Origin of the sequence: Actinomadura rudentiformis, assembly GCF_008923185.1 — a bacterium.
In the GTDB taxonomy this organism is placed as follows: Bacteria; Actinomycetota; Actinomycetes; order Streptosporangiales; family Streptosporangiaceae; genus Spirillospora; species Spirillospora rudentiformis.
This window is the reverse complement of sequence record NZ_WBMT01000035.1, coordinates 71,369-86,709: the sequence shown is the minus strand read 5'-3', so window position 1 is coordinate 86,709 and position 15,341 is coordinate 71,369. Positions and strand designations below refer to the sequence as shown.

Genomic DNA, 15,341 nt, shown 5'->3' with positions numbered 1-15,341 from the left:
CCTACGGGTGCCGCGTCCCGCCGCCTTCAGCCCCGCAGGGAGCGCCCATGCTGGCACTCGCACCTCCGTACAGCTCAGGCGGTCGTCCCGGCCGCGCCGGCTGTTCCATCCGATTCGCCCGCGTGGGCGCGGTCGCTGTCCTGACGGCAGCCGCAGCCGGGATCGGCGCGGTCCCAGGCGCCGCCGCCTCCGATGGCGCCGCCCCGGCCCAGGGCTACGTACGCCTCGCGCACCTGTCCCCGGACACCCCCGCGGTCGACGTCTACCTGTACGCGGGGAAGGGGTCGCTCAACCGGAAGAACCAGCGGCTCGTCCTCAAACACGTCGGCTACGGCGCCCTTTCGCCGTACCAGCGGCTCGACGGCGGCACCTACACCGTCGCGATGCGGCCAGCGAACGCGGCGGCGACGAGCCCGCCGGTGTTGTCGGCGGTCGTGCGGGTGCGCGGCGGCGGCGCGTACACCGTCGCGGGGATGGGCCCCTACAAGGGCATCAAACTGCAGGTCGTGAACGACTCGGTGGACCTGCCCGCGGGCCGCGCGGCGGTCCGTGTCATCGCCGCCTCGCTCAAGGTGCCGACGGTGGACGTCAGCCTCGGTGAACGGAAGCTGGCCAGTGGCCTTGAGTTCGCGTCGGTCGCCCCGTACGAGATCGTGCCGGCGAGGACCGCCCGGGTGCGCGTGGAGGGCGAAGGCGGCGAGGAGGCGGGCGCGAAGGTCGCGCTCGGCGCCGGCTCGGTGCACACCGTGGTCGTCCTCGACGGGAAGCCCGGGCTTCGCGTGGTCTCGCTCGTCGACGTGGCACAGGGCTCGCGGACGCCGACAGGCGGCGTGAACGCGGGCTTCGGCGGGCTTGCGGGGCATGTCGCGGAGCCGGCGGACGAAGAGGACCGCGGCGTCTGGACCGTTGTGGCTCTCGCCGTGATGGCCTGCGCCGGCATGGGCACGATGGTGCTCGTCAGATCGCGCCGCCGTGCCTGAGTCGCGCCGCGCGGCCGCCGGGCTCGCGCTGTGCTGCCTCATGCTGTGCTGTCTCGTAGGTTGCGGCGGTACCGCGAACACGGCGGCCGGGCCCACACCGGGCTGGTCGGCCGTGCCGGGCGGGCAGGCCGCGCAGGTGTCCAGCCATCCGGCCACCGGCGGTATCGGCGAGCCGGTGGAACTCCGCATCCCCTCCATCGGGGTTCGTTCGACGCTCGAACGGCTCCGCATGGGCGGGCAGGGCGAACTGGAGTCACCCAGGGACCCGGCGCGGGCGGGCTGGTTCGCCGACGGCGTCCGGCCCGGACGGCCGGGTCCCGCCGTCGTCGTCGGCCATGTCGACTCCAAGTCGGGCCCCGCGGTGTTCACCCGGCTGGGGACGCTGCGCCGCGGCGCGACGGTGCAGGTCGGCGACGCCAGGGGAAAGAGCGTCACGTTCCGGGTGGAGGAGGTGCGTTCGTACGCCAAGACCGGCTTTCCGACCAAGGAGGTGTACGGGGCGACCCCCGATCCGCAGCTGCGCCTGATCACCTGTGGGGGCGGGTTCGACCGCACCACCGGCCACTACAAGACCAATGTCGTGATTTATGCCGCCTTGGCCCATTGAGTCGACTCCCCGGAATGCCTGATCCTTGAAGCACTCGCATTCGATGGGTCGCGCGTCACCGGAAGGCGGGCTCCCCATGACCGAGGTCCCCGGTCAGCTGGTCGCCGGTCAGTACCAGCTCGTCGCAGAGATCGGCCGCGGCGGGTTCGGCGTCGTATGGCGGGCGCGGCATGAGCGCCTCGGCCGGGACGTGGCGGCGAAGAAGCTGTTCCTGGCCTCGCACGCGGGCAGCCTGGGCACCGACCAGTGGCAGGAGCGCAGCCGCCGGACCTTCCGGGAGGCCAGGTCCGCCGCCCGGATCGACCATCCCGCGGCCGTGCGGATCTATGACGTCGTCGAGCACGAGGGCGACCCGTGGATCATCATGGAGCTCGTCCACGGCCGGTCGCTGAACGCCGTCGTCCGGAGCGAGGGCCCGCTGCCGCCCCGGCGGGTGGCCGAGATCGTCCTGCGGATCGTGGGAGCGCTCAATGCGGCCCACAAGGCGGGCGTCGTCCACCGGGACGTCAATCCCGCCAACGTCCTGATCGGCGAACGCGGCGCGGTGCTGACCGACTTCGGCATCGCGGTCATCCAGGGCGACCCCTCCCTGACGCACACGGGCGTCGTGATGGGCGCGCCCGCGTACACCTCCCCGGAGCGCGCGCGGGGCGAACAAGCGGTGCCCGCCTCCGACCTGTGGTCGCTCGGCGCCACGCTCTACTACGCCGTCGAGGGGGGCAGGCCCTTCCCCGGGCCCAACGCCAACGCCGTCCTCTACTCCATTCTCACCACCGACCCGCCCGCGCCGAGGCTCGCCGGCCCGCTCACCCCGGTGCTCAACGGGCTGCTCCACCGCGACGCCTGCGAACGTCTCACCGCGGACGACACGATCGCGATGCTCGAAGCCCTGCTGCAGGACGAGAGCGTGTGGGCGGACGCCGGCGCCACGATCATCCGGACGGGCACCGACCAGCGCATCGCGGTCACCGACCCGATCCCGGACGACGTGCCGCGTCCCGAACCACCGCGGCTCCGCCCCGCGAGGAGGGCTTCGGCGCGGCGCAGGACCCTCGCCCTGTCGATCGTGCCCGCGGTGGTCCTCGCCCTGCTGGTCGTTCTCTCCCAGCGCGACGGCAGGACGCCCGCGCCACCGGAGCAGAAGGGACCCGCCGCGGACGCCCCCCGGTTGGTCGGCACGCTCACCGGGGACCGCGTCCTCACCCTCTCGTTCAGCCATGACGGGAACATGCTGGCCGCGGGCGGGGACGGCTCGGCCGTCCGGCTCTGGGACGTCGCCACGCAACGGCAGGCCGGAGCCCTGCGCGGGCAGAAGTACACGGTCTTCAGCATCGCCTTCAGCCCCGACGACCGCACTCTTGCCGGCGGCGGCTACGACGGCCAGGTCATCCTTTGGAACACCACGACCCAGCGGCGCAAGTCCGGCTTCGGCACGGAGGGCAACAGCGTCGCCTCGCTGGCGTTCAGCCCGGACGGGAAGGTGCTCGCCTGTGCCGGCACCGACGCGGTGCGCCTGTGGAGCACGGCCGACCGGTCCTGGTTGTCGACCCTGCGCAGCCCCGCGGAGTACGAGAGCACCTTCACCACCGCGTTCAGCCGGCAAGGCAGGCTGGCCGTCGCGGGCAGCGCCACCATCCGGCTCTGGAACACCGTCGCCGGCAAGAGCGTCACGCTCACCAAGGTCAAGGCCGTCGTCTCCAGCCTGGCCTTCAGCCGCGACGGCGGCACCCTCGCCGCGGGCGGGTTCGACGGGAGCGTGCGCCTGTACGACACGATCCGGCGGCGTCCCCTCGCCACGCTCGCGGGCCACGACAAGAGCATCACGGCCGTCGCGTTCAGCCCCCGCGCGCGGGTGCTGGCCTCGGCAGGCGGTGAGACGGTACGGCTCTGGGACGCCGGGACGGGCAAGCCGATGGCGGCCATCAGGCACGGCAGCGCGGTCGTCAACGCCCTCGCCTTCAGCCCCGACGGCCGCCTGCTGGCCACCGGCAGTGACGACGGAGCGGTCCGCCTCTACGCGATCAGCACCTAGCTATCCTTGATCGCATGAGCCGCTACGGCACCCAGTTCGGCCCGGACATCACCTTCCTCGGCGTCGACCGGTGCGAGTGGGGCGATCCGGCGACCTACGCCGACGCCGACGTCGTGATCCTCGGCGCCCCGTTCGACGGGGGCACGTCGCACCGGGCGGGCACCCGGTTCGGCCCGCAGTACATCCGGCAGTCGTGCTACCTGCCGCAGAACGGCTCGCGGCCGTCGCTGGCCCTGCGGGTGGACGCGCTCGCCGACCTACGGGTGTACGACGCGGGCGACGTCGAGATGTTCTCGGGCGACGCCGAACGGTCTGTCCGGGATCTGCAGGAGGCCGTGTACGCCGTGGCCTCGACCGGAGCGATCCCGTTCATCCTCGGCGGCGACCACACGATCGCCTGGCCCGACCACGCCGGGGTGGCGCGACACCTGGGCCAGGGCCGCGTCTCGATGATCCACTTCGATGCCCACGCGGACACCGGCGACATCGAGTTCGGCTCACTCGTCGGGCACGGCCAGCCGATGCGCAGGCTGATCGAGTCCGGGGCGCTGCGCGGCGACCGCTTCCTCCAGATCGGGCTGCGCGGCTACTGGCCGGGGCCGGAGATCCTGGGCTGGATGGCCGAGCAGGGCATCCGCTCGTACGAGATGACCGAGATCGTCGAGCGCGGGCTCACCGAATGCCTGACCGAGGCGTTCGCCATCGCCACCGACGGCTGCGACGGGGTCTTTCTCTCCGTCGACATCGACGTCTGCGATCCCGGGCACGCGCCCGGCACCGGAACGCCCGAGCCGGGCGGGCTGAGCGCCCGCCAGCTGCTCGACTCCGTGCGCCGGATCGCCTGCGAGCTGCCGGTCGTGGGCATCGACCTCGTCGAGGTGTCGCCGCCCTACGACCACGCCGACATCACCTCCCTGCTCGCGAACCGCGTCGTGCTGGAGGCCCTGTCGGGCATCGCTCGCCGCCGCCGTGACGCCGCCGACGGCACCACCTGGGACCCCAGGCGCCCCTTGCTCGACGGACGGTGAAGGCTCGACGGACGGTGAAGGCGCGAGGGCGGCGACCTCCCGACCGTGGAAACAGATGATCAACGGAACGCAAGGCGCGGTGTGGCGCCTGGTCAGGGGCGGTCGGCGTCCGTTTTCCTCTCGTCGAAGGTCTGGGCCCCCTGCGGGCACTCTCGGGAGGAAACACATGCATCGCACATCCCTGCTCGTCGCCGCGGCCGGTATGGCTCTCGCCTGGATGGCCGGTCCGGCGCACGCCGACGGCCCCACTCTTCCAGGCAACGCGCGCCCGACCGTCGTCACCGTGTCCCCGTCCAAGGTCAAGCCCGGGGACACGGTGCGCGTGAAGGTGCGCTGCATGACCCACGTGGGAGGTAAGGCCGTCCTGAAGGTGAGTTCGCCCGCCTTCCCCGAGGCCACCGCCGTCCGGGAGCACAAGACGTTCACCCCGCGGCTCGATCCCTCGATCAAGGCGGGGTCCTACACCGTGCGCGCCGCCTGCAAGGCTCCGGGCGCCTTCGTGAAGAAGGCCCCGTACGCCGACGACGCGCGGTTCACCGTGGTGGCGCCGCCGGCGCCGCCCGCGCCGGAGAAGGAGCCGGTGACCAGCCGGACCAAGCAGACCCGCAAGGTGCCGGCGGGCGCGGCGGCGACCGGCTTCGGCGAGGTGCTGGGGCGCCGATGACGCCGTCACGCCTCTTCGGCGTCGGTGCCGCGATCCTCCTCGGGACGGCGGGCCTTGGCGTGGCCTGGGTGACCACCCGGCCGTACGGGCCGCCGCCGCGCCCCGCCGCTCTGGCCGCTCCGCCCGCCCGGTCCGGTGAGGCCGGGATCGCGTCGGAGGCTCCGGCCGCACGGGCGCCGCAGCCGGTCCGCATCGTCATCGAAAAGATCGGCGTGACCGCGCCGGTCGGGCCGGTGGGACTGCGCCGCGACGGCACGGTCCAGGTGCCGCCGCTCTCCCGGGTCCACGAGGTGGGCTGGTACCGGCACGGCCCGGTACCGGGGGAGCGCGGACCCGCCGTGCTCCTCGGCCACGTGGACTCCGGGCGGGGCGGGCCGGGCGTCTTCTACCGGCTCGGGCGGCTGCGCCCAGGTGACGCCGTGCGGGTGGTACGCGCGGACGGCCGGGCCGTGCGGTTCAAGGTGACCTCCGTTGAGGACGTCCCCAAGGACCGTTTCCCGACCGCCCGCGTGTACGGCGACCTGGACCATGCCGGGCTGCGCCTGATCACCTGCGGCGGGTCGTTCGACCGGGCCCGCCGCAGCTACACCCGCAACGTGATCGCCTGGGCGCGCCTCGCCGGGTCTCAGCCGTCGGAGGGCACCACCGGGAGATAGACCTGCCCGCCTGCGGCCTGGAACTCCGCGGCCTTCGCCCGCATGCCCGCGGCGAGCGCGTCGGACTCGGCGAGACCCTGCTCGTCGGCGTACCGGCGCACATCCTGCGTGATCTTCATCGAGCAGAAGTGCGGGCCGCACATCGAGCAGAAGTGCGCGGTCTTGGCCGGGGCGGCGGGCAGCGTCTCGTCGTGGAACGACCGCGCGGTGTCCGGGTCCAGCGAGAGGTCGAACTGGTCCTCCCAGCGGAACTCGAACCGGGCGTCCGACAACGCGTCGTCCCATGCCTGCGCGCCCGGGTGCCCCTTGGCCAGGTCGGCCGCGTGAGCCGCGATCTTGTAGGCGATCACGCCCGCCTTGACGTCGTCGCGGTCCGGCAGGCCCAGGTGCTCCTTGGGCGTGACGTAGCAGAGCATCGCGGTGCCGTACCAGCCGATCATCGCGGCGCCGATGGCCGAGGTGATGTGGTCGTAGCCGGGCGCGATGTCGGTGGTCAGCGGGCCGAGCGTGTAGAACGGGGCCTCGTCGCACCACTCCTGCTGGCGGTCGACGTTCTCCTTGATCTTGTGCATGGGGATGTGGCCGGGGCCCTCGTTCATCACCTGGTTGTCGTACTCGGCCGCGATCTTGGTCAGCTCGCCCTGCGTCCGCAGCTCGGCGAACTGGGCCTCGTCGTTGGCGTCGTAGATGGAGCCGGGGCGCAGCCCGTCGCCGAGCGACCAGGTGATGTCGTAGGAGGCGAAGATCTCGCAGAGCTCCCGGAAACGGGTGTAGAGGAAGTTCTCCTCGTGGTGGGCCAGGCACCAGGCCGCCATGATCGATCCGCCCCGCGACACGATGCCGGTCTTGCGGCGCGCCGTCAGCGGCACGTACGAGAGCAGCACCCCGGCGTGGACCGTCATGTAGTCGACGCCCTGCTCGGCCTGCTCGATCACGGTGTCGCGGAACACCTCGAAGCTCAGCGCCGCCGGGTCGCCGCCGACCTTCTCCAGAGCCTGGTAGAGCGGCACCGTCCCGACCGGGACGGGCGAGTTGCGCAGGATCCACTCGCGCGTGGTGTGGATGTCGCGGCCCGTCGAGAGATCCATGATGGTGTCGGCGCCCCAGCGGGTCGCCCACGTCATCTTCTCCACCTCGTCCTCGATGGACGACGCCACCGCCGAGTTGCCGATGTTGGCGTTGACCTTCACCAGGAAGTTCTTGCCGATGATCATCGGCTCGATCTCGGGGTGGTTGACGTTGGCGGGCAGCACGGCACGGCCCGCCGCGAGCTCGTCGCGGACGAACTCGGGGGCGACGCCCTCGCGCAGCGCCACGTACTCCATCTCGGGGGTGATCTCCCCTCGCCGCGCGTACGCGCGCTGCGTCACCGGCGCTCCCGTCCCCTTGCGCGGTCTGCGCGCAGGGAAGGCCGCCTGGTCGCGCAAGGGGTCAGTGGACTTGCGGCCGTCGTCCTCGGGACGGAGGGCACGGCCCTCGTACTCGGCGGTGTCGCCGCGCTCGGCGATCCAGTCCGCGCGCAGCGCGGGCAGTCCCCGCCGCACGTCGGTCTCGTACGCGGCGTCGGTGTACGGCCCGGAGGTGTCGTACAGCACCACGGTGTCGCCGTTGGTCAGCGGCACCTCGCGCATGGGGACCCGCAGGTCCGGGCGCGACCCCTGGAGATAGGTCTTGCGGGCACGTGAAACAGCGGTGTCGTTCATGACGACTGGATCTCTCCCTACGCCGGCATTACCCGGTCAGGTTCCAGCGGTCAGCGGCCGTCTCAGCCGCTATCTCAGCCCGGTTCGCCGGGCCCCCGCGATCTGTCGTGCCCGACGTTAACCCGCCGTCCCCCCATTGCCGCAACCACCACCGGTGATGTATGGCCCGTTCCGGGCCGACCCGGCGGGACGTCATGGGGAGGTTCCGTTACGGTATGGAACGTGGTGATCGTGCGCCGGTTGCGGCCGGAAGTGGTGGACGGCCTGCTCGCGGCCGTTTTTGCGGGAGGCGCGCTGGCGGCGACGCTGCAGTGGCCCGAGGACCGGCCGTTGGACGCCGGGGGAGCCCTGCTGCTGATCGCCCTTCACGCGCCGCTGGCGTGGCGGCGGCGATGGCCGGGGGCGGTGCTGCTCGCCTTCACCGCGCTCGTGCTGCCCTTCCATGTGATCGGCTACCAGCATCACGCGGTCGTGCCCGCCGAGGTGCTCGCGCTGGTCACGTACGCCTTTCTGGGCCGCAGGGTCAGGGCGGTCCTCACGACGGTGTGCGTGATCCTGACGATCTGCGCGGTCACGTTCGCGATGCGCGCGGGCGGGAGCAGCTTCCTGGAGCAGATCGGCGCGCTGGAAGCGATCATCGCCGTGATCATCGGCATCCAGGCGTGGCGGGTGCAACGGTCGCGGATGGCGGCGATTCTCGAGCGGGCGGAGACCGCCGAGCGCACCCGCGAGGAGGAGGCGCTGCGGCGCGTCGCCGAGGAGCGCCTCCGCATCGCCCGCGACCTGCACGATCTGCTGGCCCACACCATCACGGTGATCGGCGTGCAGGCCGGGGCGGCCGCGCACCAGGTGGCGGGCGATCGCCCCCTGGACCGGGCGGAGCTCGCCGGGACGCTCAACTCCATCGCCGCGACCTGCCGGGACGCGCGCGCCGAGGTGCGCGCCACGCTCCAGATCCTGCGGCGGACCGACGCGCCCGGGGTGCCGGGCGAGCTGGCGGCCGGGCTGGACGGCGTCGGCGAGCTCGTGAACGCGGCACGGGCGGCTGGCCTCGACGCCTGCCTGGTCGACCTGGGCGAAGGAGAGCCCGCCCCCGAAGTCGGGATCGTCGCGCACCGGATCGTGCAGGAGGCCCTGACCAACGTCATCAAGCACGCCGGGGCCCGCACGGTCGAGGTCCGCCTCGTCCGCACGGAGACGGAGCTCACGCTGAGCGTGACCGACGACGGCCGCGGGCCGGGCGAGAGCACCGGGGAGAGGCCCGGCGAGGGATTCGGCATCGTCGGCATGACCGAGCGGGCCCGCAGCGTAGGCGGGACGGTCGAGACCGGCCGGGGGGCGGACGGCGGCTTCGCCGTGACCGCCACCCTGCCGATGTCCCTGCCGGACACCGAGCCCGTCACACCCAGCGGTGCCTCTCGACTTCCTTGAGGTAGGCCCGGCGCTCCTCGTCGGACAGGAAGGCCGCCCTGAACGAGTTGGCCGCCAGGAGCTGGAGCTCATCCACGCCGATCATGAGCATGGGCTCGGCCTCCAGCGCGTCGTAGACGTCGCCCACGTAGCCGCCGAAATAGGACGGGTCATCGGAGTTGGCCGTCACCAGCATCCCGGAGTCCAGCATGTACGGCAGGGGATGATCGGCGAGGTGGTCCACGCAGCGCAGGCGCACGTTCGACAGCGGGCAGACGGTGAGCGGCACCTGCTCGCGGATCAGGCGCAGGAAGAGCCGCTCGTCCTCGACGCAGCGGATGCCGTGGTCGATCCGCTCGGCGCCGAGCACGTCCAGCGCCTCCCAGACGTACTCCGGCGGCCCCTCCTCGCCCGCGTGCGCCACGCGCCGCAGCCCCGCCTCCCGGGCACGGTCGAAGACCTCCCGGAACTTCGACGGCGGGTGGCCGACCTCCGCCGAGTCCAGCCCCACCCCGATGATCGGGTCCCCGAACCACGGCCGCGCGCTCTCGAACGTCGCCAGCGCCGATTCCACGGACTCGTCGCGCAGGAAGCACATGATCAAGCGTGTGGTGACGCCGTGCCGGGCGGGCGCGGCCTTCAGCGCGCGGCCGAGACCGGCCACGACGGTCTCGATCGGCACGCCGCGCGCCGTATGGGCCTGCGGATCGAAGAAGATCTCGGCGTGGCGGACGCCCTGCGCCGCGGCCCGCGCCAGGTAGGCGTCGGCCAGGTCCTCGAAGTCACGTTCGGTGCGCAGGACCGCCATCAGCTTGTAGTACAGGTTCAGGAACGACTGCAGGTCGTCGAAGGCGTAGGCCTTCCTCAGCTCGTCCGCCGACCTGTACATCAGGGTGATCCCGTTCCGCGCGGCGAGGGAGAACGCGAGCTCGGGTTCGAGCGTTCCCTCTATGTGCAGATGGAGTTCGGCTTTCGGGATGGGCCTGGTCACGCGGCGCCTCCGGCGGCGAGGTACAACAGTGCCGCCATGGTAGAAGCCTGCCCGATCTGCCCCTCGGTGATCAGCTCCCGCACGGACGAGAGCGGCACCCACTCGATCCGCTCGGCCTCGACGTCGGTGGGCTCCCCGATCCGTACCGCGCCGTCCGCCCGGAAGATGTGATGAACGCCATCGTGGATCCCGGGCGAGGGGCGGACGTCCAGCAGATGCCGGATCGGCCCGGCCCGCCAGCCCGTCTCCTCGATCAGTTCGCGCGCGGCGGCCTCGGCGGGCTCCTCGCCCGCCTCGACCCGCCCGCCCGGGATCTCCCATCCCCACTGGTCGGTGATGAACCGGTGCCGCCAGATCAGCAGCGCCCGGTCCCGCTCGTCGACCGCGACCACGCCGGCCGCGGGCCGCACCCGCAGCAGGTGGTGGTCGAACCGGCGCCCGTCGGGCAGCTCGACGTCGGCCAGCCGTACATCCATCCAGGGGCTCTCGTAAAGGGCCCGCTCGCCGTGCAGCGTCCATCTCATGACGGGACGCTATCGGGGGGCTTTCAAACCCTTACCGATAGGGTCAGGATCACTAGGGAGGGAGGCGTCGGCCGATGGGGGACGGCGGGCAGCGACAAGGACGGGCAGGGCTCAGGAAGGGTGTCACGCGTCGGTGAGCGCTGAGGTCGGCAGGGATCCGGGCGCCGGGACGAGCGAGGTGGCGGACCGGATCTGGACGGTGCCCAACATCCTGAGCTTCGCGCGGCTGCTGGGTGTGCCGCTTTTCCTGTGGCTGGTCCTGGTCGAGGCGGACTGGTGGGCGCTGGGCCTGCTGGTCTTCGCGGGCCTGTCGGACTGGCTGGACGGCAAGCTGGCGCGGGCCCTCAACCAGACGAGCAGGCTCGGCACGGTGCTGGACCCGGCCGCCGACCGGCTCTACATCCTCGCCACGCTCATCGGGCTGACCGTCCGGGAGATCATCCCGGTCTGGCTGATCGTCCTGCTGGTCGCCCGGGAGGTGGTGATCACACCGATCGTGCCGATCATCCGGCGGCTGGGGTACGGCGGGGCGCTGCCGGTGCACTTCGTGGGCAAGGCGGGCACGATGTGCCTGCTCTACGCGTTTCCGCTGCTCCTGCTGGGGGATCACGACGGGGCCGTGGCCACCACGGCGAAGGTCGTCGGCTGGTCGTTCGCGATCTGGGGCACCGCGCTCTACTGGTGGGCGGCCGTCCTCTACTGGACACAGGTGCGGCAGTTGGTGCTGGCCGACCGTGCCTCGCCCCCCGTTCCCGATCCGTCGGCCGGCGCTCGGAAGGGAGCGGAGACCCCGCGATGAAGGCCGTTGTGATGGCGGGCGGAGAGGGGACGCGGCTGCGTCCGATGACCGCCAACCAGCCCAAGCCACTGCTCCCCGTCATCAACCGGCCGATCATGGAACACGTGCTGCGCCTGCTCAAGCGGCACGGGCTGACCGAGACCGTCGTCACCGTGCAATTCCTGGCGGCGCTGATCCGCAACTACTTCGGCGACGGCGAGGAACTCGGCATGTCGCTGAGCTACGCCACCGAGGAGATACCGCTCGGCACGGCCGGCAGCGTGAAGAACGCCGAGGAGGCGCTGCGTGACGACCGGTTCCTGGTGATCTCCGGCGACGCGCTCACCGACATCGACCTGACCGACATGGTGCGCTTCCACGAGCGGAACGGCGCGCTGGTCACGATCGGGCTCAAACGGGTGCCCAACCCGCTGGAGTTCGGGATCATCATCGTGGACGAGGAAGGCCGCATCCAGCGCTTCCTGGAGAAGCCGACCTGGGGCCAGGTCTTCTCCGACACCGTCAACACCGGCATCTACGTGATGGAGCCCGAGGTCCTCGGCCACGTCGCCGCGGGCGAGTCGGTCGACTGGTCCGGCGACGTCTTCCCCAAGCTGCTGGCCGAGGGCGCCCCCCTCTACGGATACGTCGCCGACTGCTACTGGGAGGACGTCGGCACCCACGAGAGCTACCTCAAGGCCCAGGCCGACATGCTCTCCGGCAAGGTGGACGTCGACCTGGACGCGTTCGAGGTGATGCCGGGCGTCTGGATCGCCGAGGGGGCCGAGGTCGACCCTGAGGCGATCCTCAAGGGCCCGCTCTACATCGGCGACTACGCCAAGGTGGAGGCGGGCGTCGAGCTGCGCGAGTTCACCGTGCTGGGCAGCAACGTGGTCGTCAAGGAGGGCGCGTTCCTGCACCGCGCCGTGGTGCACGACAACGTCTTCGTCGCCCCGTCCACCAATCTGCGCGGCTGCGTGATCGGCAAGAACACCGACATCATGGCGGGCGCCCGCGTCGAGGAGGGCGCGGTCATCGGCGACGAGTGCGTGATCGAGGCCGAGGCGTACGTGTCGAGCGAGGTCAAGGTCTACCCGTTCAAGACGATCGAGGCCGGCGCCGTCGTCAACACCAGTGTGATCTGGGAGTCGCGCGGGCAGCGCAACCTGTTCGGCCCGCGCGGCGTGTCCGGGCTGGTCAACGTCGAGATCACGCCCGAGCTGGCGGTGCGGCTGGCCAGCGCGTACGCGACCACCCTGAAGAAGGGCACCATGGTCGTCACCGGCCGGGACGCCTCGCGCGCCGCCCGCACCCTCAAGCGCGCGGTCATCAGCGCCCTCACCGCCAGCGCCATCAACGTGCAGGACCTGGAGGCCACCCCGCTCCCCACCGCCCGGTTCGAGACCGGCCGGGAGGACTGCGCGGGCGGCATCTACCTCCGCACCACGCTCGGCGATCCGCAGGGCGTCGACATCCTCTTCCTCGACGCCGACGGCGCCGACCTGTCGCTGGGAGCCCAGCGCAAGCTGGAGCGCGTCTTCGGCCGCCAGGAGTACCGCCGGGCGTTCCCCGGCGAGATCGCCGAGCTGACCTATCCGGCGCGCAGCGTCGAGACCTACACCCGCGACCTGCTGCGCTGCGTGGACATGACCGGCGTCCGCGAGGCGGAGCTGAAGATCGTGCTGGACTGCGCGGGCGGCACCGCGGCGCTGGTCCTGCCGACCCTGCTCGGCCGGGTCGGCGTGGACGTCCTCACCCGCAACAACCGGCTGGACGAGGCAAATCCAACCGAGACGCTCGCCGAGCGGATGCGCGACCTCCAGCGCCTCGGCGAGCTGGTCTCCTCGTCGCGCGCCGCGTTCGGCGTGCGGTTCGACCCGGTGGGGGAACGGATCTCGCTGGTCGACGAGAACGGCGAGCTCATCAACGACGACCGCGCGCTGCTGGTGATGCTCGACCTGGTCGCCGCCGAGCGGCGCGGCGGGCGGGTCGCGCTGCCGGTCACCACGACCCGCGTCGGCGAGCAGGTGTGCCGGTTCCACGGCGTCCGGGTGGAGTGGACCTCGACGTCGCAGGACGTGCTCACCAAGGCGGCCGCCGACCCCGACATCATCTTCGCCGGTGACGGCCGCGGCGGGTTCGTCATGCCCGAGTTCAGCACCACGGTGGACGGGATCGCCGCGTTCGTGCGGCTCGTCGGCCTGGTCGCCCGGACGCGGCTGACGCTGTCCCAGATCGACCAGCGCATCCCCGAGGCGCACCTGCTGCGGCGATCGGTCCCGACGCCGTGGGCCGCCAAGGGCTCGGTGATGCGCCACGTCGTCGAGGCCGCCGGCGAACGCACCATCGACACCACCGACGGAGTCCGCGTCGTCGAGGACGACGGCAGCTGGGTCCTGGTCCTGCCCGACCCGGCCGAGGCGGTCACCCACCTGTGGGCCGAGGGGCCCGACGAGGACGCCGCCCAGGACCTCCTGGAGGAGTGGGCGACCGTGGTCGAACGCGCCGGTTCCTGATCCCTGGCCGGCGGTCCCTAGTCGACCGCGGCGTCGTCAGGTGTGCCGCGGGCGATCGAGCCCAGCACCCCGAGCGCGTGCGCCAGCGTCCCGGGCGAGGGAGAGGCCAGGCCGAAGCGCACCGCGTTGGGCGAGCCGCCGTTGCCGACGGTGAACGCGGCCGCGGGCGTGACGGCGATGCCCCGGCGCGCCGCGGCGGCGACGAACGTCTCGGCGCGCCACGGCGTGGGCAGATCCCACCAGCAGAAGTACGACCGCGGGTCCGTACGGAGCCGGAAGCCCGCGAGGGTCTCGGTCAGGATGGCCTGGCGGGTCACCACGTCCGCGCGTTTGCGGGCACTGATCTCGGCGACCGTGCCGTCGTTGATCCAGCCGGTCACCGCGTCGAGCGCGAATCCGGCGGGCAGCCACGCGCCCGATCGCACCGCCAAGGTGAAGGCGTCGGCGATGTCCGGCGGCACGACGGCGAAACCGGCGGTCAGCCCCGGGGTGAGCCGCTTGGAGAGGCTGTCGATCAGGATCGTGTGGGCAGGGGCGAACGCCGCGAGCGGCGGCGGCGCCTCGTCCGGCAGGAACGCCCAGATCCTGTCCTCGATCGCGCGCATGTGGTGCCGCTGGAGCACGCCGGCCAGCGCGGCGCGACGGCTCGCGGGCATCGTCGCGCTGGAGGGGTTGTGCAAGGTCGGCTGGACGTAGACGGCGCGGACGGGGGTTGCGCGGTGGGCCGCCGCCAGGGCGTCCGGGTCCAGCCCGTGCTCGTCCACGTCGACGGGCACCAGGGCGATGCCGAGCCGCGCCGCCAGGCTCTTGACGACCGGATAGGTGCGCGCCTCGACGGCCAGCCGTTCACCGGCGGGCACCAGGGCCGACAGCGCCGCGGCGATCGCCTGGCGCCCGCTGCCGGTGAACCGCAGCGCCGCGGGGTCCGGGCGCCAGCCATCGTGGGCGAGCAGCCCGGCGGCGGCCTCCCGGGCGCTCCGTGTACCGGTGGCCCCGGTCGGGCGCAGCGCCGCCGCGAGCACGTCGGGGCGCTGGAACCGGCGGAGCCCGGCGGCGAGCAACTCGGCCTGCTCCGGGACGATCGGCAGGTTCAGCTCCAGGTCGACGCGCGCCTGTGCGGGCTCGGCGAGCGCGGGCTCGGGCGCGGTGGCCCGGTCCGCGGACCGGACGAAGGTGCCGCGGCCGACCTCGCCGACCACCAGGCCGCGCCGGACGAGCTCCTTGTAGACCCGCGCGGCGGTCGAGTTGGCGATGCCGTGTGCGCGTGCGAACTCGCGTTGCGGGGCGAGCCGGTCACCCGGGCGGAGCCGTCCGGCGGCGATCTCGGCCGCCACCGCGTCCGCGACGAGCCGGTAGTCGTCCACGTGGTCATTCCCTTCATTGCACCGAGAGCAATTTTCAGTATTGCACCGCCTAGGCTCCGAGGTCTAGGGTCGGAGCAATATCCCGAGA

At 72.2% G+C, this 15,341-nt stretch carries 13 protein-coding genes and 1 riboswitch; of the genes, 9 read left to right on the top strand and 4 right to left on the bottom strand.

What is annotated here, in order from left to right:
* Positions 1-47: 47 nt before the first annotated feature.
* From F8566_RS48030 to F8566_RS48005, 6 genes are all read left to right on the top strand, one after another.
* On the top strand, positions 48-980 hold the full coding sequence (locus F8566_RS48030; protein WP_151570916.1) for a DUF4397 domain-containing protein: 933 nt from the start codon (positions 48-50) through the stop codon (positions 978-980).
* Positions 973-1,587 (top strand): class F sortase, encoded by a 615-nt coding sequence (locus F8566_RS48025; RefSeq protein WP_151570914.1) that lies wholly within the window; start codon positions 973-975, stop codon positions 1,585-1,587. Before F8566_RS48030 ends, F8566_RS48025 begins: the two co-directional genes overlap by 8 nt.
* Positions 1,588-1,663: 76 nt before the next feature.
* On the top strand, positions 1,664-3,619 hold the full coding sequence (locus F8566_RS48020) for a WD40 repeat domain-containing serine/threonine protein kinase (RefSeq protein WP_192810267.1): 1,956 nt from the start codon (positions 1,664-1,666) through the stop codon (positions 3,617-3,619).
* Positions 3,620-3,633: 14 nt separating this feature from the next.
* Entirely contained in the window at positions 3,634-4,647 is a 1,014-nt protein-coding gene (gene speB / locus F8566_RS48015) for an agmatinase (protein ID WP_151570910.1), read from the top strand.
* A gap of 166 nt (positions 4,648-4,813) precedes the next feature.
* Positions 4,814-5,311 (top strand): hypothetical protein, encoded by a 498-nt coding sequence (locus F8566_RS48010; protein ID WP_151570908.1) that lies wholly within the window; start codon positions 4,814-4,816, stop codon positions 5,309-5,311.
* A complete protein-coding gene (locus F8566_RS48005; protein WP_151570906.1) occupies positions 5,308-5,967 on the top strand; it encodes a class F sortase in 660 nt (219 codons plus the stop codon). The genes F8566_RS48010 and F8566_RS48005 overlap by 4 nt, the downstream gene beginning before the upstream one ends.
* Here F8566_RS48005 and thiC read toward each other — a convergent pair.
* Positions 5,937-7,670 carry a phosphomethylpyrimidine synthase ThiC gene (gene thiC / locus F8566_RS48000; protein ID WP_151570904.1) on the bottom strand — a complete coding sequence of 578 codons (1,734 nt, stop codon included), beginning with the start codon at positions 7,668-7,670 and terminating at the stop codon, positions 5,937-5,939. The two genes, F8566_RS48005 and thiC, sit on opposite strands and share 31 nt — an antisense overlap.
* A riboswitch (TPP riboswitch) is annotated at positions 7,666-7,779 on the bottom strand. It overlaps the preceding gene by 5 nt.
* A 113-nt stretch (positions 7,780-7,892) precedes the next feature.
* On the opposite strand from thiC, the gene F8566_RS47995 reads away from it, so the two are divergent.
* A complete protein-coding gene (locus tag F8566_RS47995) occupies positions 7,893-9,101 on the top strand; it encodes a sensor histidine kinase (RefSeq protein ID WP_151570902.1) in 1,209 nt (402 codons plus the stop codon).
* Here the strand turns inward: F8566_RS47995 and F8566_RS47990 are convergent.
* Together F8566_RS47990 and F8566_RS47985 are read right to left on the bottom strand one after the other, a co-directional pair.
* Positions 9,070-10,071, bottom strand: coding sequence for an adenosine deaminase (locus tag F8566_RS47990; RefSeq protein WP_151570900.1), 1,002 nt, complete (start codon positions 10,069-10,071; stop codon positions 9,070-9,072). The two genes, F8566_RS47995 and F8566_RS47990, sit on opposite strands and share 32 nt — an antisense overlap.
* Positions 10,068-10,595 carry an NUDIX domain-containing protein gene (locus F8566_RS47985; protein ID WP_151570898.1) on the bottom strand — a complete coding sequence of 176 codons (528 nt, stop codon included), beginning with the start codon at positions 10,593-10,595 and terminating at the stop codon, positions 10,068-10,070. The genes F8566_RS47990 and F8566_RS47985 overlap by 4 nt, the downstream gene beginning before the upstream one ends.
* Before the next feature lie 133 nt (positions 10,596-10,728).
* On the opposite strand from F8566_RS47985, the gene F8566_RS47980 reads away from it, so the two are divergent.
* Positions 10,729-11,394, top strand: coding sequence for a CDP-alcohol phosphatidyltransferase family protein (locus F8566_RS47980; protein ID WP_192810266.1), 666 nt, complete (start codon positions 10,729-10,731; stop codon positions 11,392-11,394).
* The gene (locus tag F8566_RS47975; RefSeq protein WP_151570896.1) at positions 11,391-13,889 is read left to right on the top strand and encodes a mannose-1-phosphate guanyltransferase; all 2,499 of its coding nucleotides are present in this window, start codon (positions 11,391-11,393) and stop codon (positions 13,887-13,889) included. The genes F8566_RS47980 and F8566_RS47975 overlap by 4 nt, the downstream gene beginning before the upstream one ends.
* A 17-nt stretch (positions 13,890-13,906) precedes the next feature.
* Here the strand turns inward: F8566_RS47975 and F8566_RS47970 are convergent, their stop codons facing one another.
* Positions 13,907-15,253 carry an aminotransferase-like domain-containing protein gene (locus tag F8566_RS47970; RefSeq protein WP_151570894.1) on the bottom strand — a complete coding sequence of 449 codons (1,347 nt, stop codon included), beginning with the start codon at positions 15,251-15,253 and terminating at the stop codon, positions 13,907-13,909.
* Between the last annotated feature and the right edge of the window lie 88 nt (positions 15,254-15,341).

What these genes read in the sequence shown, in the direction of transcription:
- thiC (WP_151570904.1), bottom strand. Translation starts at nt 7,670, where the DNA reads ATGAACGACACCGCTGTTTCACGTGCCCGCAAGACCTATCTCCAGGGG.
- F8566_RS47985 (WP_151570898.1), bottom strand. Translation starts at nt 10,595, where the DNA reads ATGAGATGGACGCTGCACGGCGAGCGGGCCCTTTACGAGAGCCCCTGG.
- F8566_RS48030 (WP_151570916.1), top strand. Translation starts at nt 48, where the DNA reads ATGCTGGCACTCGCACCTCCGTACAGCTCAGGCGGTCGTCCCGGCCGC.
- F8566_RS48020 (WP_192810267.1), top strand. Translation starts at nt 1,664, where the DNA reads ATGACCGAGGTCCCCGGTCAGCTGGTCGCCGGTCAGTACCAGCTCGTC.
- speB (WP_151570910.1), top strand. Translation starts at nt 3,634, where the DNA reads ATGAGCCGCTACGGCACCCAGTTCGGCCCGGACATCACCTTCCTCGGC.
- F8566_RS48005 (WP_151570906.1), top strand. Translation starts at nt 5,308, where the DNA reads ATGACGCCGTCACGCCTCTTCGGCGTCGGTGCCGCGATCCTCCTCGGG.
- F8566_RS47975 (WP_151570896.1), top strand. Translation starts at nt 11,391, where the DNA reads ATGAAGGCCGTTGTGATGGCGGGCGGAGAGGGGACGCGGCTGCGTCCG.
- F8566_RS48010 (WP_151570908.1), top strand. Translation starts at nt 4,814, where the DNA reads ATGCATCGCACATCCCTGCTCGTCGCCGCGGCCGGTATGGCTCTCGCC.